The following is a 22,611-nucleotide window of genomic DNA, read 5'->3' on the forward strand; positions in this document are numbered from 1 at the left end:
TGGCGGCTTTAGCGCGGTGGTCCCACCTGACCCCATGCCGAACTCAGAAGTGAAACGCCGTAGCGCCGATGGTAGTGTGGGGTCTCCCCATGTGAGAGTAGGGAACTGCCAGGCATCAAATAAAAGAACCCCGTACCGTAAGGTGCGGGGTTTTTTGCTTTGTGCTTATCCTCTCTGGCCTTTCTCTTAATCCCTTATCCTGCTAATGGAATGTGTGATCCCTGTCTCAATGTTATTTATAACAAAATTATAACATTTCATTTACGAGGTAATTGAGTCTCCTGGCTCAATACGCCGCTGTTTATGGCAGGAGCATAATCACAATGACAGAAAGCATTACATCAAACGGGACGCTGGCTAACAGTGATACCCGAAGAAGGGTATGGGCAATCGTCAGCGCCTCTTCAGGGAATCTGGTTGAATGGTTCGACTTTTACGTCTACTCATTCTGTTCACTCTACTTCGCACATATTTTCTTCCCATCCGGCAACACCACAACTCAGCTGCTACAAACGGCGGGGGTATTTGCCGCAGGATTCTTGATGCGACCCATCGGGGGCTGGCTGTTTGGCCGCATTGCGGATCGTCGCGGCCGTAAGGCTTCTATGCTGATCTCGGTGTGCATGATGTGCTTTGGTTCTCTGGTGATCGCTTGCTTACCGGGATATGAATCGATTGGTACCTGGGCACCGGCGCTACTTTTACTGGCCCGCTTATTTCAGGGATTATCGGTGGGCGGAGAATACGGTACCAGTGCGACGTACATGAGTGAGATTGCCCTGGAAGGCCGTAAAGGTTTTTACGCCTCATTCCAGTATGTCACGCTGATTGGTGGTCAACTGCTGGCCATTCTTGTGGTGGTGATCCTGCAGCAAATTCTGACGGACGAACAACTTCACGCCTGGGGATGGCGAATTCCTTTCGCGATGGGCGCAGTACTGGCGGTTGTCGCACTTTGGCTACGCCGTCAGTTAGATGAAACCTCTCAGAAGGAAGTCAGAACGCTGAAGGAGGCTGGAACATTCAAAGGGTTATGGCGTAACCGCAAAGCTTTCCTTATGGTGCTGGGCTTTACTGCGGGCGGCTCTCTCAGTTTTTACACATTCACCACCTACATGCAGAAGTACCTGGTGAACACCACCGGCATGCACGCAAACGTCGCCAGCGTAGTCATGACCGTGGCGCTGTTTGTCTTTATGCTCATACAACCCATTATTGGTGCGCTCTCGGATAAAATCGGTCGACGTACGTCGATGCTGATTTTCGGCGGCCTGTCGGCGTTATGTACCGTACCTATTCTGTCTGCCCTTCAGCACGTGACTTCGCCGTATGCCGCGTTTGCGCTGGTGATGCTGGCGATGGTGATTGTCAGTTTCTATACCTCTATTAGCGGAATACTGAAAGCCGAAATGTTCCCGGCGCAGGTACGTGCTTTAGGGGTAGGGCTCTCTTATGCGGTAGCTAATGCGTTGTTTGGCGGATCGGCAGAGTACGTTGCGTTATCGCTTAAATCATGGGGAAGTGAAACGACATTCTTCTGGTACGTAACGATAATGGGCGCACTGGCCTTTATTGTTTCCCTGATGCTGCATCGCAAAGGGAAAGGCATTCGACTTTAATAGCGCGCCATCTGCCACACGGCATAGCCGGTCGTTGCGCCGGCGACATCCCAGGCGAAATCTTTCCAGCTCCAGCCGCTCCCTGCGGGGCGGCTATCCCACAGTTCTTTTGATGCTCCAAGACTGACTGAGAACATCAACCCTATCGCCGCGCTACGATCCCGGCTGTATCCCTGATGCTGCGCATATTCATTACCGGCTGCGGACAACATCGCGGAAGCGAGGAAATGCTGGGCTTTATCCTGTCCGGACCAGTTATCGTTGGCCATATGGCTACAGCCAGTCAGACAGAGGACGCTAAGTAACAGAGGAATACGCATCAACGGCTCCATAAAAAAGCCCTGCGGGTGGCAGGGCCTGGACATTACAGAATACGGCTGATAAGTCGGTCGATACGGATACGACGTAAGCGGCGGATAAGCTTCCGGACTTTTACCGGATAATCGGCAATGCTCTGCAGTTCGCGGTAATGATTAACCACAGTGGTATGTGTGCGAATCAGCTCCAGCTCACGCTCACGTTTTGCGGCTAACTCGTGCTGCGGGTCATGGATCAGGATAGCGTTTTCCAGATCCAGTCGCCACGCGCGTGGGTTCAGGTTATTACCGGTCAGCAGCATCCACTCATCGTCGACCCACATTCCTTTCAGATGGTAAGTGTTGTCCTCATCTTTCCAGAGACGCACAACCAGCTGGTCAGTGTTTACGTAATACTGTAAACGGCTCAGGAAACGGCGCAGGTTAATCTCATAGAGATAAGGCAGCGCACCGATGATTTTGAACGGCTGATCTTCAGGAATGAAGAAGTCGTTTGCGGTTTTATCACCAACGATGATTTCCACTTTTTTACCGTCGCGCAGCAGCTGAATGATATTACGCACCAGCACGGCAGGAAGGTTGAAGTACGGCGTACAGATGGTGAGTTTCTGCTCCGCGCACGGCATCAGATGGAAGATCGTTTTGTTCAGCAGGCTTGATTTGCCGAGCCCTACCAGCGGGGTAACGGATAACTCTTCGTTGTTCGCATCGCCCTGGAAATGATAGACCGCATCACGCAGCTCCTGGCGGAAGGCGCGAACATCGTTTTTGATTTCCGGGCTTTTAGGGCGTTCGGGATCGTCAAGGCGATTAACACCACGGCCATGGACCAGATTTTTATCAACCCAGTTAAACATAATATCGGCCATCTGCGGATTACGGATCAGATGGTAGCGGTCGTAGCGATATTTATCGAGTTGATGAAGGTAAACATCATTCAGACTTGCGCCGCTGTAAAGTACGCTGTCATCAATGATGAATCCCTTGAAATGAAGGACGCCGAGCGCTTCACGGGTATTTACCGGGACGCCATAAACAGGCACATCAACGCCAGGATTTTCCTGCGCCGTGCGGCAATACCAGTCAGCATTGGTGTTTGAGGCGGCAGCGCCAATACGGCCACGCTGAGCGCGATGCCAGTCTACCAGCACGCGAACATCAAGTTCCGGACGCTGACGTTTGGCTTCATAGAGCGCGTTCAGGATCGCGCGCCCGCCTTCATCCTGTTCAAGATAGAGCGCTACAATGCAAATGCGTCGCGTGGCGCTGGCAATCTTTTCCAGAAGCGTCTCCCGAAAATGAGCGGGAGCGTAAAAGAACTCTACATCATCAACTGACTGAGAAATCTTCGGTAGTTGAGCAAGGTGTTGTTGATGTTTATTACGCTTAAATTTTGACAACATCACAGTGCATTTCTTCTCTGTTCATTGAAGGGTTGTCTGTACCATGCAAACAACATAAGCGGACAATGATACCACCAGTCCCGTCCAAAGTGGGTAACATTTCCAGTAGCTTACTCGCGTTTGTCTGCTGATGTCAGACTGAGGGACAAGGCCACAATACCTTCGTCCAGCTGAATATCAACGTCAAACCCAAGTTTTCGCGCCAGGGTCACCATACCGCGATTGTTAGGCATAGTAATGCCATTAAGGCGTAACAATCCGTGATCTCGCGTATAACTGATGAGTTTTTCCAGCAGCCGTCTGCCCAGACCCAGGCCTTTAAGATCGGAGCGCACCAGCACCGCAAACTCCGCATCCACGTTATCCGGGTCAGAAATCGCACGCGTGACGCCGAGGATCTCATCCCCCTTATCGGAACGACGAACGGCAACAAACGCCATTTCTCGATCGTAGTCGATCTGGGTCATATTGGCTAAATCATCGTGGGTAAATTCGTTGATTTCGCTAAAATAGCGATAATAAAGATCCTCTTTCGTGACCTGAGAGATAAAGGCCCGCAGCTGGGGCTCATCTTCCGGCAGAATAGGGCGGAACAAGGTGCGTTCCCCATTCTTCATCTCAACCCACTCTTCCAGCTGCAGGGGATACGGGCGGATCGCCAGACGGCTCTCTCTGTCTCCTTCGAATGGCGCGATATCCAGGGTCACGTCCAGCGCCGTAAACTCATTGCCCGAGGCGAGCAGCGGATGAATGTCCAGCCGCTGGATTTCGGCACAATCCACAATCAGGTTAGACACCTGCACCAGGAACTGACTTAACCCGGCAATATCAAGCGGGCGCAGCGCACTCCGGCCACGGATCTTTTTACTTTTGATCGCCTGGATGATCAGATAACGCGCCAGGTTCATGTTCAGCGGCGGTAACGCCACCACGGCCTGCTCCTCCGGACGCCACTCAACGCCACCCTCTCCCAGCATGATGAGCGGGCCGAAGACGGGATCGTGTTCAACCACTACCCGCAGTTCCTGAGCCCCTGCGCGGTTTGCCATGCTTTGCACCAGCAATCCGTGGATCCTTGCCTGCGGCCAGGCCATTTTGACCCGGTCGAAAATGGCATCAGCTGCCTGCTGCACCTCAGTCGCCGTACGCAGGTATAACATCACCCCCTGAACATCAGACTTATGCGGGATATCCGGGGAACGCAGCTTCAGGGCCACCGGATAGCCAATCTGTTCGGCTATATGCACGGCCTCTGCGCTGTCGCCGGCGATCCAGGTCGGCAGGGTTTGCATCCCGTAGCTGCCCAGAATGGGCTGGACCTCATGGGTATCAAGCGAGGTCGCGCCTTCTTCAATGGCCTGCTGCAACAGCCGGTGAACGTCGACGGTGTTCGCCGTCAGATTCCCGGGTAAAGCCGGTGTTTCACGCAGCTGTTTCTGGTTGCGGCGATATTCCACCATATGCATAAATGCGGTGATGGTGCCTTCCGGCGTGCGGTAGGTTGGCAGCCCGGCCTCGCTGAACAAGCGCCGCGCCTCCTGAGAGGAAAACTCACCGCACCAGTTGGTGAGCAGCGTAACGTATTTACCTCGCGGATGGTTGCGCACGGCATCAATGAGCGCGCGCGCGCTTTCACTGCCCGGCGCGACCGCGCTGGGGGAGTGGATAATCATCAGCGCATCAAAATCCTGGCTATCCAGCAAAATGGATATCGCCCTGATATAGCGGTCGCTGCTGGCGTCATCGCGCAAATCAAGCGGATTGCCGGGCATCACGCTGGTCGGAAGCGCTTCTTTCAGGCGCTGCAGCGTCTCTTCACTCAGCGTTGCCAGCTTGCCGAAGCGCCGCCACAGCTCGTCCAGCGCGAGCGCGGCAGGCGCCGCACCGTTACTGACAATCATTAGCTTCTCACCGCGCAACGGGCGCATATGGCTTAACGTCTCAACGGCGGAAAAAAGCTCGTGCGTATCCTGTACCCGCAGCAACCCCGCGCGCTGAATGGCGGCGTCCCAGGCGGGATCCATGCCGGAATGAGAATGCAGCAGACGCTGTGCCGCAGGGCTGCGTCCGCTTTTGATCACCAGGATCGGCTTATTGCGCGAAGCGCTTCGCGCAGCCGAGACAAAACGACGCGCGTCGCTGAGGTGCTCAAGATAAAGCAGGATCGCGCTGGTTTTGCCGTCACGCGCCAGAAAATCCAGCAGCTCATCAACGTCGATATCCAGGCTGTCGCCCAGGGCAATGAAGTAGGAGAATCCCATTTCACGCTGCTGCGCCCAGTCGAGGATGGTGTTCGATACCGCAGCCGACTGCGAGATAAACGCCAGTTTGCCTTTGCGGATTGGAACCGGGGAGAAACTGGCATTCAGCCCCTGCCAGGGGGCGAGCAGGCCCAGACTGTTTGGCCCGAGAATGCGCATTTGATAGCGGCTGGCGCAGGCCAGAAGCTCGGCTTTCTGTTCAGGCGGAGACGAGAGAATTATGCAGGTTTTACACCCTTTCTTGCCGAGTGATTCCAGCAGTTCCGGGTTGCGCTTCGCGTTCGTACAGAGTACGGCAAGATCCGGCACGAAAGGCAGGCTTTGCACATCAGGCCATGCAAGCACTCCCTGAACGGCCTTATAAGACGGCGTGACGGGCATGACGGGGCCATTAAAACCCCCGGCCAGCAGATTGCGCATCATCAGATAACCAGCACGATCCGGCTTCATTGATGCGCCGATAACGGCAATGGATTTAGGACGAAGTAGCGCTTCTAACCCTCGCTGGCTCATGCAGGCCTCCTGTGAATGCAAGCGACCTGATGATTTTAAACGCTTTCTGGCTCGGGCGCTGTGACGCTGCCCTTATGAACGGTTTTTCCCGCCAGATAGCGCTCCCGGAAGCATGAGAAATGGTTGCCCAGGGCACCAGCCGCAGCGGTATCTCCCGCTAAATCCAGAAGCGCAATCGCCACTTCGGCGGTGCAGTATTGCCCGTCAGCATGCGCTTCACGCAGGCGGTAGGCGGAGACGCGGGAAAGATCGACAGAAATCACCGGCAGCGCGTCGAGATACGGGCTTTTGCGAAACATTTTTCGCGCTTCGGTCCAGGTACCGTCCAGCATGATAAACAGCGGCGGTTTACCGGATGGCGGCGTTGAAAGCACCTGGCGCTCCGCACCTGCATAAGACGCGGGGAAGACGACCATCGGCTGATAGTCGGGGCTGGCCACTAAATCGAGCAGGGCCTGAGGCGGCTCCGTACGGGACCATTGAAACGCGGCGGTATCCGGCAGAATATCGGCGATAAGACGCCCCGTATTGCTGGGTTTCATCGGCTCGGTATCGAACATGACCAGACAAAAACGGCTCTCCGCCGTACTCTGAGCGAGCGTCTCGCACAGACAAACCTTCAGCGGCAGCAGGCAGCGCTGACAGCGGCGAATACGGTTGCCTCGGGCGAGGAACGGTCGGGTGGCGCGCGCAAGGCGTTCGGCGCGTAATTTAAGAACGGCGTTATCAGTCATGGGCGAAATGCAGTAAAAACGCTATTTTCGCAGAGGCGGGAGCGGGGCACAAGACGTGCCCCGTGAATGTTACAGCGACTCGTTTAACCAGCTTTCAAAAGGTGCTTTTGGAACCGCACCGTTGAGCATATCGATCACTTCGCCATTTTTGAAAATCATAATGGTCGGGATGCTGCGAATACGAAAACGTGCGCTCAGTTCGGGTTCGGCTTCGGTATTGACCTTAACGAACCGCATTTTTCCGCTGCGCTCTTCGGCCACATCTTCGAAAATCGGCGCGAAGCTACGGCAAGGGCCGCACCATGGCGCCCAGAAATCGATCACGACAGGAAGATCGTCCTTGAGGAGTTTGTCCAGCGTAGCACCCGTCGCGTTAATGACATCGCCATCAAATAATTCATGGCCACAACGTCCGCATTTCGCACCATCTTCCATCCGATCGTCCGGAATGCGATTAAGAGCCTGACAGTTGGCACATACGGTATTCATAACTAACCTCTGATAGAGCCGTGGGACAGCGGCACAGCGCCGATAATGTTTCTAATATGTTACATATTATCAATGAGCCTGTTTGAAACAACAATGCGTTTTATTCAATGAGAACAATAGTCACAGGCTTTTGTACGAAATTATGGCTATGCGCTGGCACATCGGGTAATCTGCGCGCTTCGCGCAGCGCTGGTGGAGAAAAGCATGAACGACGAAATGAAAAACAAAAGCGGCAAGGTCAAAGTGATGTATGTCCGCAGTGATGATGACTCTGATAAACGCACCCAAAATCCGCGTACCGGAAAAGGTGGCGGGCGTCCGGCGTCTTCTCGTGCAGACGGTGGCCGTCGCCCCGCCCGCGATGACAGAAATAACCGCGGTGATGACCGCAAACGTGACGATCGCAAACGCGATGACCGTCCGCGTTCCGACCGCCCACGCAGTGACCGTCCACGCGACGATCGTCCGCGTGATGACTTCTCACGTGATAACGCCTCCCCGTGGCGCACCGTTTCTCGCGCCCCTGGCGATGAGACGCCTGAAAAAGCCGATCACGGCGGTATCAGCGGTAAAAGCTTTATCGACCCGGAAGTGCTGCGCCGTCAGCGTGCGGAAGAGACCCGCGTGTATGGCGAGAACGCCTGCCAGGCGCTGTTCCTGAGCCGTCCTGAGTGTATCGTCCGCGCCTGGTTTATCCAGAGCGTGACCCCGCGCTTTAAAGAAGCGCTGCGCTGGATGGCCGCGAACCGTAAAGCCTACCACGTGGTTGATGATGCCGAGCTGACCAAAGCGTCCGGCACTGAACACCACGGCGGCGTCTGCTTCCTGATCAAAAAGCGTAACGGCACGACCGTGCAGCAGTGGGTCAGCCAGGCGGATGCCGATGACTGCGTGCTGGCCCTGGAAGATGTGGGCAACCCGCACAACCTGGGCGCAATGATGCGCAGCTGCGCGCACTTTGGCGTGAAAGGCGTGCTGTTGCAGGATGCCGCGCTGCTGGAATCCGGCGCCGCGATCCGTACTGCGGAAGGCGGAGCCGAGCACGTACAGCCGATCACCGGCGACAGCGTTCTGGACGCCCTCGAGCAGTTCCGTAAAGCGGGTTATTCCATCGTGACCACCTCAAGCCATGCCGGTACGCCGCTGTTTAAAGCGACGCTGCCGCGCAAAATGGTGCTGGTATTAGGTCAGGAACGTGATGGTCTGTCTGACGCGGCGCTCTCCAGTGCGGATCTGAGCGTCTCTATCGACGGAACAGGCAATGTGGAAAGTCTGAACGTATCCGTTGCGACCGGCGTACTGCTGGCCGAATGGTGGCGTCAGAACAAGGCATAAGCCATTATGCTTTTTGTATGCCCGGTGAGCCGGGCATACAACCTCAAACTACTCGCTCTCTGCCGGTAATACAGGCATCCAGTCAATTGGCTTTTCGCCACGTTTTTCCAGCCATTCATTCGCCAGAACAAAATGATTACTGCCAAAGAAACCGCGATGTGCAGACAGCGGTGATGGGTGCGGTGCCTTCAACACGTGATGACGCTGACGGTCAATAATCGCCCCTTTCTTCTGCGCGTGAGAACCCCAGAGTAAAAACACCACCCCTTCACGATGCTCGTTGATCAGGCTGATGACTTTATCGGTAAACGTCTCCCAGCCCAGACTGGCGTGCGAGTGCGCCTGACCGGCCCGTACGGTAAGCACCGTATTCAGTAACAGCACCCCCTGGCGCGCCCAGCTTTCCAGGTAACCGTGGTTTGGCCGGGTAAAACCGGGCACGGTTGCTTCAAGCTCTTTATACATGTTGAGCAGAGAAGGGGGGATCGCCACGCCCGGACGAACGGAAAACGCCAGCCCATGCGCCTGCCCGGGGCCGTGATAGGGATCCTGACCCAGAATGACCACTTTCACATCGCTCAGTTCTGTGTAGCGAAAGGCGTTAAACACGTCTTTCTGCGGCGGGTAAATCGTCTGTCCGGACTGACGCTCAGCGGCAACGGTGCTGAGCGTATTGATAAAATAAGGCTGCTGCTTTTCTTCTGCCAGCACGTCATGCCAGGTTAAAGGTGTCGTCATCTCGCTCTCCTGCGAATCTCAATCTCTGACTAGCTTACCTGTTTCACCCCGGTGAGCAAAATTACGCGCTGAAATACGTGCTAAGTGGCTAAATTTATTTTGAAAAGATACAGGGTAAGTTGAATTGGTAAGGCTGTTAAATTGATCTAAAACAATAAATTTAAACCACACTCTTTATGTGGTTGGTGTTTTTGTTGATTTAAATCAATAAATCGCCGGGGTGTGAATGTTATATATACACACAAGAAACAATGGTTTTACCAATTGGCCGCGAGAGGCCGACACGAGTTAATGTAGCCTAAGGGAGGCAACACATGATCAAAGGTATCCAGATTACTAAAGCTGCAAATGACGATCTGCTCAATTCTTTCTGGCTGCTGGACAGCGAGAAGAACGAAGCGCGCTGCGTCGTTGCGAAAGCGGGTTTTGCTGAAGATGAAATCGTACCGGTAAACAAACTGGGCGAAATTGAATACCGTGAAGTTCCTATGGAAGTGCAGCCGGAAGTGCGCGTGGAAGGTGGTCAGCACCTGAACGTAAACGTGCTGCGCCGCGAAACGCTGATGGATGCCGTTGAGCATCCAGAAAAATACCCACAGCTGACCATCCGCGTGTCTGGCTATGCGGTTCGCTTTAACTCACTGACTCCAGAACAGCAGCGCGACGTTATCGCCCGTACCTTTACTGAAAGCCTGTAACGGCTTCAGCAGGGGGGAATAAAAAAGCCGGGAATTTCCCCGGCTTTTTTTTTACTCTTCAGTTTTCGTCTCTGGTGTGGCAGAGCTTGGCTTACGGCGCTTACCAATATTTTTGGTATCGCGGTGGCGCTGCTTCACGCGCGGTTTCTCTTTTTCTTTCTCTTTTCTCTCAGCACGTTTCGCGAGCGCTTTCTTGGACGGTTTACCCGTCATCTTTTCACTCGGCGCACGCGTGGTCGGGCGGAGTTCGTCAATAACGCGCGCTTTCAGCGGCTCATCAACATAGCGGCCAATTTTCTGCAGCAGCAGGTAGTCATGCGCTTCGACCAGTGAAATCGCAATCCCTTTGCGGCCCGCGCGGCCGGTACGGCCAATACGGTGCAGGTAGGTATCTCCGCTGCGCGGCATATCGAAGTTAATGACATGGCTGACGTCCGGGATGTCGATCCCGCGTGCGGCAACGTCAGTCGCAACCAGCACGTTAACGCGACCATCGGTCAGACGCTTAATCCCTTCGGTACGCTTGATCTGCGCCATCTCGCCTTCAAGATAGCAGTTGTTGATCCCGGCGTTACGCAGCATCTCAGCCAGCTCGTGCACGCGCTCGCGCTTACGCACAAATACGATTGTGCGCAGCGCATCTTCCTGCTTCAGCAGGTGTTTCAGCAATTCGACCTTGTGCTCAAGGTTGTCCGCGCGGTAGTACCACTGGTGGATCTTCTTACGCTCACGGGTGGACGGCGTCGCCGAGACTTCCACCGGATCTTCCAGCAGACGCTCTGCGAAGTCTTTGATCGCTTCCCCTTCGAGGGTGGCAGAGAACAGCATCGTCTGGTTACGCCAGCGCGTTTCCCCTGCAATGTGCTCGATATCCTGTGCGAAGCCCATGTCCAGCATGCGGTCGGCTTCGTCGAGGATCAGCGTTTCAACCGCGCGGCAGTCGAAGTTCTCTTCTTTAATGTACTGCAGCAGGCGGCCCGTCGTCGCAACGACGATGTCCTGGTTTTCGCTGAACACTTCGGCGTGGTTCATGTACGCAACGCCGCCGGTGATGGTAGCGATATCCAGATGAGTATTTGCCGCGAGTTCACGCGCGTGATCGGCAACCTGCATTGCCAGTTCGCGCGTAGGCGTCAGGATCAAAATACGCGGCGGGCCAGATTTTTTACGCGGAAAGTCGAGCAGATGCTGCAACACAGGCAGCAAATAGGCTGCTGTCTTCCCCGTGCCGGTTGGCGCAGAACCGAGCACATCGCGGCCCTCAAGCGCAGGCGGAATGGCCGCTGCCTGAATGGCGGTCGGGCGTGTAAAGCCTTTGCTCTCAAGTGCATTGAGCAGGCTTTCATCGAGTTCAAGTTCGGAAAAAGTCGTTACAGTCATGTTCTACCTCTGTGTGGGGCGCTGATTATAGACGTTACGGCTGTAATCTTCATCTGTTTGTATGGATATCGCTTTTCGGCCACTTCGCTTTCCCCTATGCTACTCCAGTTTCACTTAGAAGGTTGCCCTGACATGTCTCAACTCAAAGCGCAGCTGCGCCGCGATGGTTTTACGTTTAAACAATTTTTTGTCGCGCACGATCGCTGTGCCATGAAGGTCGGTACAGACGGTATTTTACTGGGAGCGTGGGCGCCTGTCGCAGGTGTTAAGCGTATTCTTGATATCGGTACCGGCAGCGGGCTGGTGGCGCTGATGCTGGCGCAGCGTACGGAAGAACATGTCATCATTGATGCCGTCGAACTGGACGCGCAGGCCGCAGAGCAGGCGAGTGACAATATGGCCGAATCCCCCTGGGCAGTCCGAATGAAGGTGGAATGCGCAGACGTACTCGCCTGGGCGCCTGAACAAACCGCGCGTTACGATCTGATTGTCAGCAACCCTCCCTACTACGAACCCGGCGTTGAGTGCGGGACACCCGAGCGTGAACAGGCGCGTTATACCGGCTCCCTCGATCATAAAGCGCTGCTCACCAGTGCGGCAGAGCTCATCTCCGAAGAAGGTTTTTTCTGTGTGGTCCTGCCAGAGAGTACCGGCAACACGTTTATCAGTATCGCGCAGGAGATCGGCTGGACGTTACGTCTGCGTACCGATATTTCGGATACGGAAGGACGACTGCCGCACCGCGTGCTGCTGGCGCTCTCGCCAAAAGAGGGTGAATGCTTTAATGATCGAATGGTGATCCGTGGGCCGGACCAGCGCTATTCCGAAGATTACACTGCCCTGACCCAGGCGTTTTATCTGTTTATGTAAACCTGCGGGGCGAGTATCGACGGGCCGGATTCAGCAAGCTGATCCGGGTAGTCCAGGGTATAGTGCAGCCCGCGGCTCTCTTTACGCATCATCGCGCAGCGAACAATCAGCTCGGCAACCTGCACCAGATTGCGCAGCTCCAGCAGATTATTGGATACGCGGAAATTAGCATAATACTCATCAATTTCCTGCTGCAGCATGGTGATGCGGCGCAAGGCGCGTTCCAGGCGTTTCGTGGTGCGCACAATCCCTACGTAGTCCCACATAAACAGCCGTAGCTCATGCCAGTTGTGCTGGATCACGACCAGCTCGTCCGGATTATCCACGCGGCTTTCATCCCAGGCTGGCAGGTGCTCTGTCTCGCGGGCGTAAGGCATGCGCTTCGTGATATCTTCCGCCGCCGACCAGCCGTACACCAGACACTCAAGCAGCGAGTTAGAGGCCATACGGTTCGCGCCGTGAAGTCCGGTATAGCTGACCTCACCGATAGCATACAGACCGTCTACGTCAGTACGTCCATGATCGTCAACCATTACGCCACCGCAGGTATAGTGGGCCGCTGGCACGATGGGCACCGGGTCGCGCGTTAAATCAATGCCAAGATTGAGCAGCTTTTCATAAATCATCGGGAAATGCTGGCGAATAAACTCTGCTGGCTTATGGCTGATATCGAGATACATGCAGTCTACGCCAAGGCGCTTCATTTCATGATCGATGGCGCGGGCAACGATGTCACGCGGGGCCAGTTCGCCCCGGGCGTCAAAGTCGGGCATAAAGCGGGAGCCATCAGGGCGTTTCAGATACGCGCCTTCACCGCGCAGGGCTTCCGTCAGCAGGAAGTTGCGCGCCTGGGGATGGAACAGGGCGGTGGGGTGAAACTGATTAAACTCGAGATTTGCCACCCGACAGCCTGCGCGCCAGGCCATAGCGATACCGTCTCCGGAGGCAATGTCAGGGTTCGTGGTGTACTGATACACCTTGGAGGCACCGCCCGTCGCCAGCACCACTGCCTTCGCCCGGCAGGTTTCCACCTTCTCTTTATTACGGTTCCAGACCCAGGCGCCCACCACGCGACGCGTGCCGGGCAGGCCAATCTTGTCAGAGATAATCAGATCAACGGCATTGCTTCGCTCGAGAACCTGAATATTAGGATGGTTCAGCGCTTTGCTGACCAGCGTGGTTTCCACTTCTTTTCCGGTGGCATCCGCTGCGTGCAGGATGCGGCGGTGGCTATGGCCGCCTTCGCGAGTCAGGTGGTAGCTCTCTTCACCGTTGGGTTGAACCTGAGTATCGAATAAGACGCCCTGGTCGATGAGCCACTGAACACAGTGACGGGCATTGCTGGCGACAAACTCTGCGGCGTGTGCATCCACGATCCCGGCCCCGGCAATGAGCGTATCTTCGACGTGGGAAGCAATGCTGTCTGTCTCATCAAACACGGCGGCAATGCCGCCCTGGGCATAAAACGTGGAACCTTCACTTATCGGTCCTTTACTCAGAACGATAACGTTTTGATGCTCGGCCAGGCGCAGCGCCAGAGAGAGACCGGCAGCGCCGCTACCGATGATCAGTACATCACAATGGAGTTCAGGTGTTGTGTTCATGATTTTTGTTTAATTTACTAAACAGTGTTGGGTCAGAATAGCACCTGAATGCGATATATCGCACGTATTTTTTTAGAGGCTGTCGCAATGGCTAAACGCGTAAGCGGAGGTAAACGGAGGGTAAATGAGTGAAATTATTTTGCGAAGCAGATCGTTAGCGTCAGATTTTGTGGTGAAATAAAGCCTGTGTTGCGTTACTCTTCTGGCGGGAAAAAGATGTTTCTTGTCATAAAGTGGTGCGTATCGTGAACAGACTTATAATGAGAGAAAATAAACGGTCTGCGGCGCGATGAACAAAAACAAAGGCGTTACGGAACTTATTGAAGATCAGACACTCTAAATGGTGCTTGCTCAAAGTGCGGTATTTTTAGAGTGGCGTTTCGATAACGCGTGGAATTTAGGTTTGGGGAGACATTACCTCGGATGAGCGAGCAGTTAACGGACCAGGTCCTGGTTGAACGGGTCCAGAAGGGAGATCAGAAAGCCTTTAACCTACTGGTGGTCCGCTACCAGCATAAGGTGGCGAGCCTGGTTTCCCGCTATGTACCGTCAGGCGATGTGCCTGATGTGGTGCAAGAGTCTTTTATTAAGGCCTATCGCGCGCTGGATTCTTTCCGGGGAGATAGTGCTTTTTATACCTGGCTGTACCGTATTGCGGTCAATACGGCAAAGAATTATCTGGTCGCTCAGGGCCGTCGTCCGCCTTCAAGTGATGTGGACGCAATCGACGCCGAAAACTTCGAAAGTGGCGGCGCATTGAAAGAAATTTCGAACCCTGAGAACTTAATGTTGTCAGAAGAACTGAGACAAATCGTTTTTCGCACGATCGAGTCGCTCCCGGAAGATTTACGTATGGCAATTACGTTACGGGAGCTGGATGGTCTGAGCTATGAAGAGATAGCCGCTATCATGGATTGTCCGGTCGGCACGGTACGTTCACGAATTTTCCGTGCGCGAGAAGCTATTGATAATAAAGTTCAACCGCTTATCAGGCGTTGACGATAGCGGGATACTGGAAAAGGTATTAGGCATGCAGAAAGAAAAACTTTCCGCTTTAATGGATGGTGAAACGGTGGATAGCGAGCTGCTCAACGAGCTGTCTCATTCACCCGAAATGCAAGAGACCTGGGAGAGTTACCATCTCATCCGTGACACCCTTCGCGGTGACACCGGCGAGGTTCTCCATTTCGATATCTCAGCCCGCGTCATGGCGGCGATCGAGAATGAGCCTGTTCATCAGACCACTCCGCTGATTCCTGAAGCTCAACCCGCGCCTCACCAGTGGCAGAAAATGCCGTTCTGGCAAAAGGTGCGTCCGTGGGCCAGCCAGCTTACCCAAATGGGTGTGGCAGCATGCGTATCGCTTGCAGTTATTGTTGGCGTCCAGCACTATAATACTCAGTCTGAAACTAATCAGCAGCCAGAAGCGCCAGTGTTTAACACACTGCCGATGATGGGCAAAGCCAGCCCGGTAAGCCTGGGCGTACCGGCTGATGCATCCGCCAGCGGCGGCCAGCAACAGCAGGTTCAGGAGCAGCGCCGTCGCATTAATGCGATGTTGCAGGATTACGAGTTGCAGCGTCGTCTGCACTCCGAACAGCTTCAGTTTGAGCAGGCACAGACACAGCAAGCTGCTGTGCAGGTGCCCGGAAACCAAACTTTAGGAACGCAATCGCAGTAATGAAGCAACTTTGGTTCGCCATGTCTTTGATGGCGGGTAGCCTGTTCTTCTCTGCCAACGCCTCGGCTGATGTTTCATCCGGGGCGTTGTTGCAGCAAATGAATCTGGCCAGCCAGTCACTCAATTATGAGTTGGCATTTATCAGCATCAATAAGCAGGGCGTCGAGTCGTTACGCTATCGCCATGCCCGTCTTGATAATCAGCCGCTCGCCCAGCTTTTACAGATGGATGGCCCGCGTCGGGAAGTGGTCCAGCGTGGTAATGAAATCAGCTATTTCGAGCCAGGCCTGGAGCCTTTCACGCTGAATGGCGACTATATCGTTGATTCCCTGCCGTCACTCATTTACACCGACTTCAAACGGCTTGCCCCTTACTACGATTTTATTTCGGTAGGGCGTACCCGCATCGCGGACAGACTGTGCGAGGTAATTCGCGTTGTTGCCCGGGACGGAACGCGCTACAGCTATATCGTCTGGATTGATGCCGAAACCAAACTTCCTATGCGTGTTGACCTGCTCGACCGTGACGGTGAAACGCTGGAACAGTTCCGGGTTATCTCCTTCAGCGTGAACAATCAGGTTGGTAACAGCATGCAGAATCTGGCTAAGGCCAGCCTGCCGCCGCTGCTTTCTGTTCCTGCCGGGGATTCCGTTAATTTCAACTGGGTGCCTGCCTGGATCCCGCAAGGGTTTAGCGAAGTGTCCAGCAGCCGTCGTCAGCTACCAACGATTGAAACGCCGGTAGAATCGCGCCTCTATTCGGATGGTTTGTTCAGCTTCTCGGTGAATATCAATCGCGCAACGGCAAACAGCGCTGAACAAATGCTGCGTACCGGGCGCCGTACGGTGAGTACAACGGTACGCGATAACGCAGAGATCACCATTGTGGGAGAACTCCCTCCGCAGACGGCGAAGCGCATCTCCGACAGCATTAAATTCAGGGCTGCACAATGATCAAAGAGTGGGCGACGGTTGTCTCCTGGCAAAACGGCATTGCGCTGGTGAGCTGCGATGTTAAAGCTTCATGTAATAGCTGCGCATCACGCGCCGGCTGCGGCAGCCGCGTGTTGAATAAGCTCGGGCCACAAACATCGCACACGATTTCTGTGCCAAGCGAACAGCCGCTGATGGCGGGGCAGAAGGTGGAACTGGGCATCGCGGAAGGCAGCCTGCTCAGCTCCGCTATGCTGGTGTATCTCTCTCCGCTGGTCGGCCTGTTTATCATGGGCGGCCTGTTTCAGATGCTGTTTGGTACCGATGTGGCCGCTATGTGCGGTGCCGCATTGGGTGGCGTGGGGGGATTCTGGCTTGCCAAAGGTCTCTCTCCGACGCTCGCCGCGCGCGAGGAGTGGCAGCCTGTCATTCTCAGCGTTGGGCTGGCGCCAGACCAGCTTCGTGTTGAAACGCTCTCTTCTGAGGCCCGGTGATCCATCGGGCTTTATCATTTTTTACACCCTAAAACAGAAAACGGCCTTTCTTCACGCTATACCTGCTTCTAAGTGCATTTCCAGGTAGCGAGGATGTAGTGTAGAATGCTGCGTTTTCGCACTGAAAAACGTCAGGCTAAGAACAGCGGCCTCCAGGAATTCGTAAGGCATAATTATTTAACTATATGAAGAACATACGTAACTTTTCGATCATTGCTCACATTGACCACGGTAAGTCGACGCTGTCTGACCGTATTATCCAGATTTGCGGTGGCCTGTCTGATCGTGAAATGGAAGCCCAGGTTCTGGACTCCATGGACCTGGAACGCGAACGCGGTATCACTATTAAAGCGCAGAGCGTTACGCTTGATTACAAAGCGGCTGATGGTGAAACCTATCAACTGAACTTTATCGACACCCCAGGCCACGTTGACTTCTCCTATGAGGTTTCACGCTCGCTCGCGGCCTGTGAAGGCGCGCTGCTGGTGGTGGATGCCGGGCAGGGCGTTGAAGCCCAGACCCTGGCAAACTGCTACACCGCGATGGAAATGGATCTCGAAGTTGTGCCGGTTCTGAACAAGATCGACCTGCCAGCCGCCGATCCTGAACGCGTAGCGGAAGAGATTGAAGATATTGTCGGCATTGACGCGACCGATGCCGTGCGCTGCTCCGCGAAAACCGGTGTGGGCGTGACCGACGTGCTGGAACGCCTGGTACGTGACATTCCGGCCCCGGAAGGCGATCCGGATGGCCCGCTGCAGGCGCTAATTATCGACTCCTGGTTCGATAACTATCTGGGCGTTGTCTCTCTGGTGCGTATTAAAAACGGCACCATGCGTAAAGGCGACAAAATCAAGGTAATGAGTACCGGGCAGGTCTACAACGCCGACCGTCTGGGCATCTTCACGCCAAAACAGGTTGACCGTACCGAGCTGAGATGCGGCGAGGTAGGCTGGCTGGTCTGCGCCATTAAAGACATCCTCGGCGCGCCGGTGGGCGATACCCTGACCGGCGCACGTAACCCGGCGGACAAAGCGCTGCCAGGCTTTAAAAAGGTGAAACCGCAGGTTTACGCGGGTCTGTTCCCGGTCAGCTCTGACGACTACGAAAACTTCCGTGACGCGCTCGGTAAACTGAGCCTGAACGATGCTTCCCTGTTCTACGAGCCAGAAAGCTCAACGGCGCTGGGCTTCGGCTTCCGCTGTGGCTTCCTCGGTCTGCTGCACATGGAGATCATTCAGGAGCGTCTGGAGCGCGAATACGATCTGGATCTGATCACCACGGCGCCGACCGTAGTCTATGAAGTTGAAACCACCTCGAAAGAAGTGATCTACGTCGATAGCCCGTCCAAGCTGCCGCCGCTGAACAACATTCAGGAGCTGCGTGAGCCTATTGCAGAGTGTCACATGCTGCTGCCGCAGGAATTCCTGGGTAACGTCATTACGCTGTGTATTGAGAAGCGTGGCGTGCAGACCAACATGGTTTACCACGGTAACCAGGTGGCGCTGACCTATGAAATCCCGATGGCGGAAGTGGTACTCGACTTCTTCGACCGTCTGAAGTCGACCTCCCGTGGCTATGCGTCACTGGATTACAACTTCAAACGCTTCCAGGCCTCCAACATGGTGCGTGTGGACGTGCTGATCAACGGCGAGCGCGTGGATGCGCTGGCGCTGATCACCCACAACGACAATGCGCCGTACCGCGGCCGAGAGCTGGTTGAAAAGATGAAAGATCTGATCCCGCGTCAGCAGTTCGATATCGCGATTCAGGCGGCGATTGGCAACCACATTATCGCGCGTTCAACCGTGAAACAGCTGCGTAAAAACGTTCTGGCGAAGTGCTATGGCGGTGACGTCAGCCGTAAGAAAAAGCTGCTGCAGAAGCAGAAAGAAGGTAAGAAGCGTATGAAGCAGGTCGGTAACGTCGAGCTGCCGCAGGAAGCATTCCTTGCCATCCTTCATGTTGGTAAAGACGGCAAATAACCCTAAGGAGTTGGCATGGCGAACATGTTTGCCCTGATTCTGGTCATTGCTACCCTGGTGACAGGTCTGCTGTGGTGTCTGGATAAGTTTATCTTCGCCCCAAAACGTCGTGAACGTCAGGCTGCCGCTCAGGCAGCCACTGGAGATGGGATTGACGCGAAAACCCTGAAGAAAGTCGGCCCGAAACCGGGCTGGCTGGAAACGGGCGCCTCGGTATTTCCGGTGCTGGCAATTGTGCTGGTGGTACGTTCGTTTATTTACGAGCCGTTCCAAATCCCATCAGGTTCAATGATGCCAACGCTGTTGATTGGTGATTTTATTCTGGTAGAGAAGTTTGCCTACGGCATAAAAGATCCTATCTATCAGAAAACGCTGATCGAAACCGGTCATCCGAAACGTGGCGACATCGTGGTGTTCAAATATCCGGAAGATCCGCGCCTGGACTACATCAAGCGCGCGGTAGGTCTGCCGGGTGATAAAGTCACTTACGATCCGGTTGCGAAAGAAGTCACCGTTCAGCCTGGCTGCAGCTCCGGTACCGCCTGTGAAAACGCGCTGCCAATCACTTACTCAAACGTTGAGCCAAGTGACTTTGTGCAGACCTTTGCCCGTCGTAACGGCGGCGAAGCGACCAGCGGATTCTTCCAGGTACCGAAAGGTGAAACCAAAGAGGACGGCATCCGTCTGGTTGAGCGCAAAGAGACGCTGGGTGATGTGACGCACCGAATCCTCACCGTGCCAATCGCGCAGGATCAGCTGGGTATGTACTATCGCCAGCCGGGCCAGCAGCTGGCGAGCTGGATTGTACCGCCAGGACATTACTTCATGATGGGTGACAACCGCGATAACTCTGCGGACAGCCGTTACTGGGGCTTTGTGCCGGAAGCGAATCTGGTCGGCAAAGCCACCGCCATCTGGATGAGTTTTGAGAAGCAGGAAGGCGAATGGCCGACCGGTGTACGCCTGAATCGTATCGGCGGAATCCATTAATTCTCAATAAATGAACGCGTAGCCGCGTTAATTAGCGGCTACGTGAATTATTTCCACGATAAATCTCTTCGAACTAACGACATCCCCTGTCGTTGTGTATAGAATATTCCCCCGAAGTTTAAGGTTGGCCCTGCAAGGGTGCCACGGCACACGAAACCGCGTTGGTTTTCTCAGGTCGGTTTCGTGTGCTGCATTTTTGACGCATTCATTTATTGGTATCGCATGAACCCCATCGTAATTAATCGGCTTCAACGGAAGCTGGGCTACACTTTTCATCATCAGGAGTTGTTGCAACAGGCATTAACCCACCGCAGTGCCAGCAGCAAACATAATGAGCGTCTCGAGTTTTTAGGCGACTCTATTTTAAGTTTCGTAATTGCGAATGCGCTTTATCATCGTTTCCCGCGTGTGGACGAGGGTGATATGAGCCGCATGCGTGCTACGCTGGTTCGGGGTAATACCCTTGCGGAAATCGCGCGCGAGTTTGAACTGGGCGAATGTCTGCGTCTTGGACCGGGTGAACTGAAAAGCGGCGGCTTCCGTCGTGAATCTATTCTTGCCGATACGGTCGAAGCATTAATTGGTGGTGTGTTCCTGGACAGCGATATCCAGACCGTAGAAAAGCTGATCCTGAACTGGTATCAGACCCGTCTGGACGAAATCAGCCCGGGCGATAAACAAAAAGATCCGAAAACGCGTCTGCAGGAATATTTGCAGGGTCGTCATCTGCCGCTGCCGTCTTATCTGGTGGTACAGGTGCGTGGCGAAGCGCACGATCAGGAATTTACCATCCATTGCCAGGTCAGTGGCCTGAGTGAACCGGTGGTGGGCACAGGTTCAAGCCGTCGTAAGGCTGAACAGGCTGCCGCCGAACAGGCGTTAAAAATGCTGGAGCTGGAATGAGCGAAGAGAAAACCTATTGCGGATTTATTGCCATCGTCGGACGTCCGAACGTTGGCAAATCCACCCTGCTGAATAATCTGCTTGGGCAGAAGATTTCAATCACCTCGCGTAAGGCGCAGACCACGCGTCACCGCATCGTCGGCATCCATACTGAAGGCGCGTATCAGGCGATCTACGTCGATACCCCTGGCCTGCACATGGAAGAGAAGCGTGCCATCAACCGCCTGATGAACAAGGCGGCGAGCAGCTCGATCGGCGATGTAGAGCTGGTGATTTTCGTTGTGGAAGGCACCCGCTGGACGCCGGACGACGAGATGGTGCTGAACAAGCTGCGTGACGGCAAAACCCCGGTCATCCTGGCGGTCAACAAAGTTGATAACGTGCAGGAAAAGGCCGACCTGCTGCCGCATCTGCAGTGGCTCGGGAGCCAGATGAACTTCCTTGATATCGTTCCGCTGTCTGCTGAGACCGGCCTGAACGTGGATACCATCGCGGGCATCGTGCGTAAGCATCTGCCGGAAGCGATTCATCACTTCCCGGAAGACTACATCACCGATCGCTCTCAGCGCTTTATGGCGTCTGAAATCATCCGTGAAAAGCTGATGCGTTTCCTGGGTGCTGAACTGCCTTACTCCGTAACGGTAGAGATCGAGCGTTTCCAGACCAACGAGCGCGGTGGCTACGATATCAACGGCCTGATCCTCGTTGAGCGCGAAGGGCAGAAGAAGATGGTGATCGGCAACAAAGGGGCCAAGATCAAAACCATCGGCATTGAAGCCCGTAAGGACATGATGGAGATGTTCGAAGCGCCGGTGCACCTCGAACTGTGGGTGAAAGTGAAATCTGGCTGGGCCGATGATGAGCGTGCTCTGCGCAGCCTCGGTTACGGCGAAGACCAGTAACTTAAGACGACGAGCATATGGATGGATGGCAGCGCGCCTTTGTCCTGCATAGTCGTCCCTGGAGCGAAACCAGCCTCATGCTGGACGTCTTCACGGAAGAGTCGGGCCGCGTGCGCCTTGTTGCGAAAGGCGCACGTTCCAAACGTTCTAATCTGAAAGGCGCCCTACAGCCTTTCACGCCGCTGCTGGTACGCTTTGGTGGGCGAGGGGAAGTGAAAACCCTGCGCAGTGCCGAAGCAGTCTCCCTGGCGCTTCCTCTTTCCGGCATCACGCTGTACAGCGGTCTGTATGTCAACGAACTCATCTCACGCGTTCTTGAACATGAGACCCGCTTCTCTGAACTTTTCTTCGATTATCTGCACTGTATCCAGTCGCTGGCTGGCGCAACCGGCACGCCCGAACCCGCCTTGCGTCGTTTTGAACTGGCGCTGCTGGGCCACCTCGGATACGGCGTAGATTTTCTGCACTGCGCGGGCAGCGGTGATGAGATAGAAGACACCATGACCTACCGCTACCGCGAAGAAAAAGGCTTCATTGCCAGTATCGTGATAGACAACAGCACCTTTACCGGGCGCCAGCTCCGGGCGCTGTACGAGCGCGAGTTTCCCGATCTGGACACCCTGCGCGCAGCAAAACGCTTTACCCGGATTGCCCTCAAGCCGTATCTTGGCGGCAAGCCCTTAAAGAGCCGCGAATTATTCAGGCAGTTTGTGCCGAAACGTTAACGTTTTACCCCTCACCCCAGCCCTCTCCCGGAGGGAGA

The 22,611-nt window shown here is 54.7% G+C and carries 22 protein-coding genes and 1 rRNA gene; 15 read left to right on the plus strand and 8 right to left on the minus strand.

Going from position 1 to position 22,611, the window contains the following annotated elements:
• Together rrf and ACZ6J2_RS05260 are read left to right on the plus strand one after the other, a co-directional pair.
• Positions 1-114 (plus strand): 5S ribosomal RNA (gene rrf / locus ACZ6J2_RS05255); the annotation flags it as partial.
• A 209-nt stretch (positions 115-323) separates the two neighbouring features.
• A complete protein-coding gene (locus tag ACZ6J2_RS05260; RefSeq protein ID WP_029741120.1) occupies positions 324-1,619 on the plus strand; it encodes an MFS transporter in 1,296 nt (431 codons plus the stop codon).
• Here ACZ6J2_RS05260 and ACZ6J2_RS05265 read toward each other — a convergent pair.
• From ACZ6J2_RS05265 to trxC, 5 genes are all read right to left on the minus strand, one after another.
• Positions 1,616-1,939 (minus strand): YfiM family lipoprotein, encoded by a 324-nt coding sequence (locus ACZ6J2_RS05265; RefSeq protein WP_471725083.1) that lies wholly within the window; start codon positions 1,937-1,939, stop codon positions 1,616-1,618. The two genes, ACZ6J2_RS05260 and ACZ6J2_RS05265, sit on opposite strands and share 4 nt — an antisense overlap.
• A gap of 44 nt (positions 1,940-1,983) precedes the next feature.
• Entirely contained in the window at positions 1,984-3,339 is a 1,356-nt protein-coding gene (gene pssA, locus ACZ6J2_RS05270) for a CDP-diacylglycerol--serine O-phosphatidyltransferase (protein WP_023333068.1), read from the minus strand.
• 110 nt (positions 3,340-3,449) lie between these two features.
• Entirely contained in the window at positions 3,450-6,113 is a 2,664-nt protein-coding gene (locus ACZ6J2_RS05275; RefSeq protein ID WP_471725084.1) for a bifunctional acetate--CoA ligase family protein/GNAT family N-acetyltransferase, read from the minus strand.
• 35 nt (positions 6,114-6,148) lie between these two features.
• A complete protein-coding gene (locus ACZ6J2_RS05280; RefSeq protein WP_471725085.1) occupies positions 6,149-6,847 on the minus strand; it encodes a tRNA-uridine aminocarboxypropyltransferase in 699 nt (232 codons plus the stop codon).
• A gap of 69 nt (positions 6,848-6,916) precedes the next feature.
• Entirely contained in the window at positions 6,917-7,336 is a 420-nt protein-coding gene (gene trxC, locus ACZ6J2_RS05285; protein ID WP_023308858.1) for a thioredoxin TrxC, read from the minus strand.
• Between the two features lie 204 nt (positions 7,337-7,540).
• On the opposite strand from trxC, the gene ACZ6J2_RS05290 reads away from it, so the two are divergent.
• Complete coding sequence (locus ACZ6J2_RS05290) at positions 7,541-8,671, plus strand: tRNA/rRNA methyltransferase (RefSeq protein ID WP_029741125.1); 1,131 nt, start codon at positions 7,541-7,543, stop codon at positions 8,669-8,671.
• Between the two features lie 48 nt (positions 8,672-8,719).
• On the opposite strand, the gene ung is transcribed toward ACZ6J2_RS05290, so the two are convergent.
• A complete protein-coding gene (ung, locus tag ACZ6J2_RS05295; RefSeq protein WP_023308856.1) occupies positions 8,720-9,409 on the minus strand; it encodes a uracil-DNA glycosylase in 690 nt (229 codons plus the stop codon).
• A 314-nt stretch (positions 9,410-9,723) separates the two neighbouring features.
• Between ung and grcA the strand changes: the two genes are divergently transcribed.
• Entirely contained in the window at positions 9,724-10,107 is a 384-nt protein-coding gene (gene grcA / locus ACZ6J2_RS05300; protein ID WP_058841740.1) for an autonomous glycyl radical cofactor GrcA, read from the plus strand.
• A gap of 51 nt (positions 10,108-10,158) precedes the next feature.
• Here grcA and srmB read toward each other — a convergent pair whose 3' ends face one another.
• Positions 10,159-11,487: an ATP-dependent RNA helicase SrmB gene (gene srmB / locus ACZ6J2_RS05305; RefSeq protein ID WP_047647043.1), complete on the minus strand. Its 1,329-nt coding sequence runs from the start codon at positions 11,485-11,487 to the stop codon at positions 10,159-10,161.
• 132 nt (positions 11,488-11,619) lie between these two features.
• On the opposite strand from srmB, the gene trmN reads away from it, so the two are divergent.
• A complete protein-coding gene (trmN, locus tag ACZ6J2_RS05310; protein WP_240608646.1) occupies positions 11,620-12,357 on the plus strand; it encodes a tRNA(1)(Val) (adenine(37)-N(6))-methyltransferase TrmN in 738 nt (245 codons plus the stop codon).
• Here trmN and nadB read toward each other — a convergent pair.
• Entirely contained in the window at positions 12,342-13,961 is a 1,620-nt protein-coding gene (nadB, locus tag ACZ6J2_RS05315) for an L-aspartate oxidase (protein ID WP_471725086.1), read from the minus strand. The two genes, trmN and nadB, sit on opposite strands and share 16 nt — an antisense overlap.
• A gap of 340 nt (positions 13,962-14,301) precedes the next feature.
• On the opposite strand from nadB, the gene rseD reads away from it, so the two are divergent.
• The 10 genes from rseD to recO all read left to right on the plus strand — a co-directional run bounded on the left by rseD (position 14,302) and on the right by recO (position 22,573).
• Positions 14,302-14,388 carry a rpoE leader peptide RseD gene (gene rseD, locus ACZ6J2_RS05320; protein ID WP_223862639.1) on the plus strand — a complete coding sequence of 29 codons (87 nt, stop codon included), beginning with the start codon at positions 14,302-14,304 and terminating at the stop codon, positions 14,386-14,388.
• Positions 14,385-14,960 carry an RNA polymerase sigma factor RpoE gene (gene rpoE / locus ACZ6J2_RS05325; RefSeq protein ID WP_006176728.1) on the plus strand — a complete coding sequence of 192 codons (576 nt, stop codon included), beginning with the start codon at positions 14,385-14,387 and terminating at the stop codon, positions 14,958-14,960. Before rseD ends, rpoE begins: the two co-directional genes overlap by 4 nt.
• Before the next feature lie 31 nt (positions 14,961-14,991).
• A complete protein-coding gene (gene rseA, locus ACZ6J2_RS05330) occupies positions 14,992-15,642 on the plus strand; it encodes an anti-sigma-E factor RseA (RefSeq protein ID WP_008502186.1) in 651 nt (216 codons plus the stop codon).
• Entirely contained in the window at positions 15,642-16,595 is a 954-nt protein-coding gene (gene rseB, locus ACZ6J2_RS05335) for a sigma-E factor regulatory protein RseB (RefSeq protein WP_023308851.1), read from the plus strand. Before rseA ends, rseB begins: the two co-directional genes overlap by 1 nt.
• A complete protein-coding gene (gene rseC, locus ACZ6J2_RS05340; protein WP_023308850.1) occupies positions 16,592-17,068 on the plus strand; it encodes a SoxR-reducing system protein RseC in 477 nt (158 codons plus the stop codon). The genes rseB and rseC overlap by 4 nt, the downstream gene beginning before the upstream one ends.
• A gap of 185 nt (positions 17,069-17,253) precedes the next feature.
• Positions 17,254-19,053, plus strand: a complete 1,800-nt coding sequence (gene lepA, locus ACZ6J2_RS05345; protein WP_032659499.1) for a translation elongation factor 4 — start codon at positions 17,254-17,256, stop codon at positions 19,051-19,053.
• Positions 19,054-19,068: 15 nt separating this feature from the next.
• Positions 19,069-20,043, plus strand: coding sequence for a signal peptidase I (lepB, locus tag ACZ6J2_RS05350; RefSeq protein ID WP_023308848.1), 975 nt, complete (start codon positions 19,069-19,071; stop codon positions 20,041-20,043).
• Between the two features lie 222 nt (positions 20,044-20,265).
• Complete coding sequence (gene rnc, locus ACZ6J2_RS05355) at positions 20,266-20,946, plus strand: ribonuclease III (RefSeq protein WP_003860711.1); 681 nt, start codon at positions 20,266-20,268, stop codon at positions 20,944-20,946.
• On the plus strand, positions 20,943-21,848 hold the full coding sequence (gene era / locus ACZ6J2_RS05360) for a GTPase Era (protein WP_006176722.1): 906 nt from the start codon (positions 20,943-20,945) through the stop codon (positions 21,846-21,848). Before rnc ends, era begins: the two co-directional genes overlap by 4 nt.
• Positions 21,849-21,865: 17 nt before the next feature.
• A complete protein-coding gene (recO, locus tag ACZ6J2_RS05365) occupies positions 21,866-22,573 on the plus strand; it encodes a DNA repair protein RecO (protein ID WP_039263761.1) in 708 nt (235 codons plus the stop codon).
• Positions 22,574-22,611 lie beyond the last annotated feature (38 nt).

This window comes from Enterobacter sp. E14S, assembly GCF_055666685.1.

Excerpts from the sequence above, each read along its gene's own strand:
- ACZ6J2_RS05260 (WP_029741120.1), top strand. The coding sequence starts at position 324 with ATGACAGAAAGCATTACATCAAACGGGACGCTGGCTAACAGTGATACC.
- ACZ6J2_RS05265 (WP_471725083.1), bottom strand. The coding sequence starts at position 1,939 with ATGCGTATTCCTCTGTTACTTAGCGTCCTCTGTCTGACTGGCTGTAGC.
- pssA (WP_023333068.1), bottom strand. The coding sequence starts at position 3,339 with ATGTTGTCAAAATTTAAGCGTAATAAACATCAACAACACCTTGCTCAA.
- ACZ6J2_RS05275 (WP_471725084.1), bottom strand. The coding sequence starts at position 6,113 with ATGAGCCAGCGAGGGTTAGAAGCGCTACTTCGTCCTAAATCCATTGCC.
- ACZ6J2_RS05280 (WP_471725085.1), bottom strand. The coding sequence starts at position 6,847 with ATGACTGATAACGCCGTTCTTAAATTACGCGCCGAACGCCTTGCGCGC.
- trxC (WP_023308858.1), bottom strand. The coding sequence starts at position 7,336 with ATGAATACCGTATGTGCCAACTGTCAGGCTCTTAATCGCATTCCGGAC.
- ACZ6J2_RS05290 (WP_029741125.1), top strand. The coding sequence starts at position 7,541 with ATGAACGACGAAATGAAAAACAAAAGCGGCAAGGTCAAAGTGATGTAT.
- ung (WP_023308856.1), bottom strand. The coding sequence starts at position 9,409 with ATGACGACACCTTTAACCTGGCATGACGTGCTGGCAGAAGAAAAGCAG.
- grcA (WP_058841740.1), top strand. The coding sequence starts at position 9,724 with ATGATCAAAGGTATCCAGATTACTAAAGCTGCAAATGACGATCTGCTC.
- srmB (WP_047647043.1), bottom strand. The coding sequence starts at position 11,487 with ATGACTGTAACGACTTTTTCCGAACTTGAACTCGATGAAAGCCTGCTC.
- trmN (WP_240608646.1), top strand. The coding sequence starts at position 11,620 with ATGTCTCAACTCAAAGCGCAGCTGCGCCGCGATGGTTTTACGTTTAAA.
- nadB (WP_471725086.1), bottom strand. The coding sequence starts at position 13,961 with ATGAACACAACACCTGAACTCCATTGTGATGTACTGATCATCGGTAGC.
- rseD (WP_223862639.1), top strand. The coding sequence starts at position 14,302 with ATGGTGCTTGCTCAAAGTGCGGTATTTTTAGAGTGGCGTTTCGATAAC.
- rpoE (WP_006176728.1), top strand. The coding sequence starts at position 14,385 with ATGAGCGAGCAGTTAACGGACCAGGTCCTGGTTGAACGGGTCCAGAAG.
- rseA (WP_008502186.1), top strand. The coding sequence starts at position 14,992 with ATGCAGAAAGAAAAACTTTCCGCTTTAATGGATGGTGAAACGGTGGAT.
- rseB (WP_023308851.1), top strand. The coding sequence starts at position 15,642 with ATGAAGCAACTTTGGTTCGCCATGTCTTTGATGGCGGGTAGCCTGTTC.
- rseC (WP_023308850.1), top strand. The coding sequence starts at position 16,592 with ATGATCAAAGAGTGGGCGACGGTTGTCTCCTGGCAAAACGGCATTGCG.
- lepA (WP_032659499.1), top strand. The coding sequence starts at position 17,254 with ATGAAGAACATACGTAACTTTTCGATCATTGCTCACATTGACCACGGT.
- lepB (WP_023308848.1), top strand. The coding sequence starts at position 19,069 with ATGGCGAACATGTTTGCCCTGATTCTGGTCATTGCTACCCTGGTGACA.
- rnc (WP_003860711.1), top strand. The coding sequence starts at position 20,266 with ATGAACCCCATCGTAATTAATCGGCTTCAACGGAAGCTGGGCTACACT.
- era (WP_006176722.1), top strand. The coding sequence starts at position 20,943 with ATGAGCGAAGAGAAAACCTATTGCGGATTTATTGCCATCGTCGGACGT.
- recO (WP_039263761.1), top strand. The coding sequence starts at position 21,866 with ATGGATGGATGGCAGCGCGCCTTTGTCCTGCATAGTCGTCCCTGGAGC.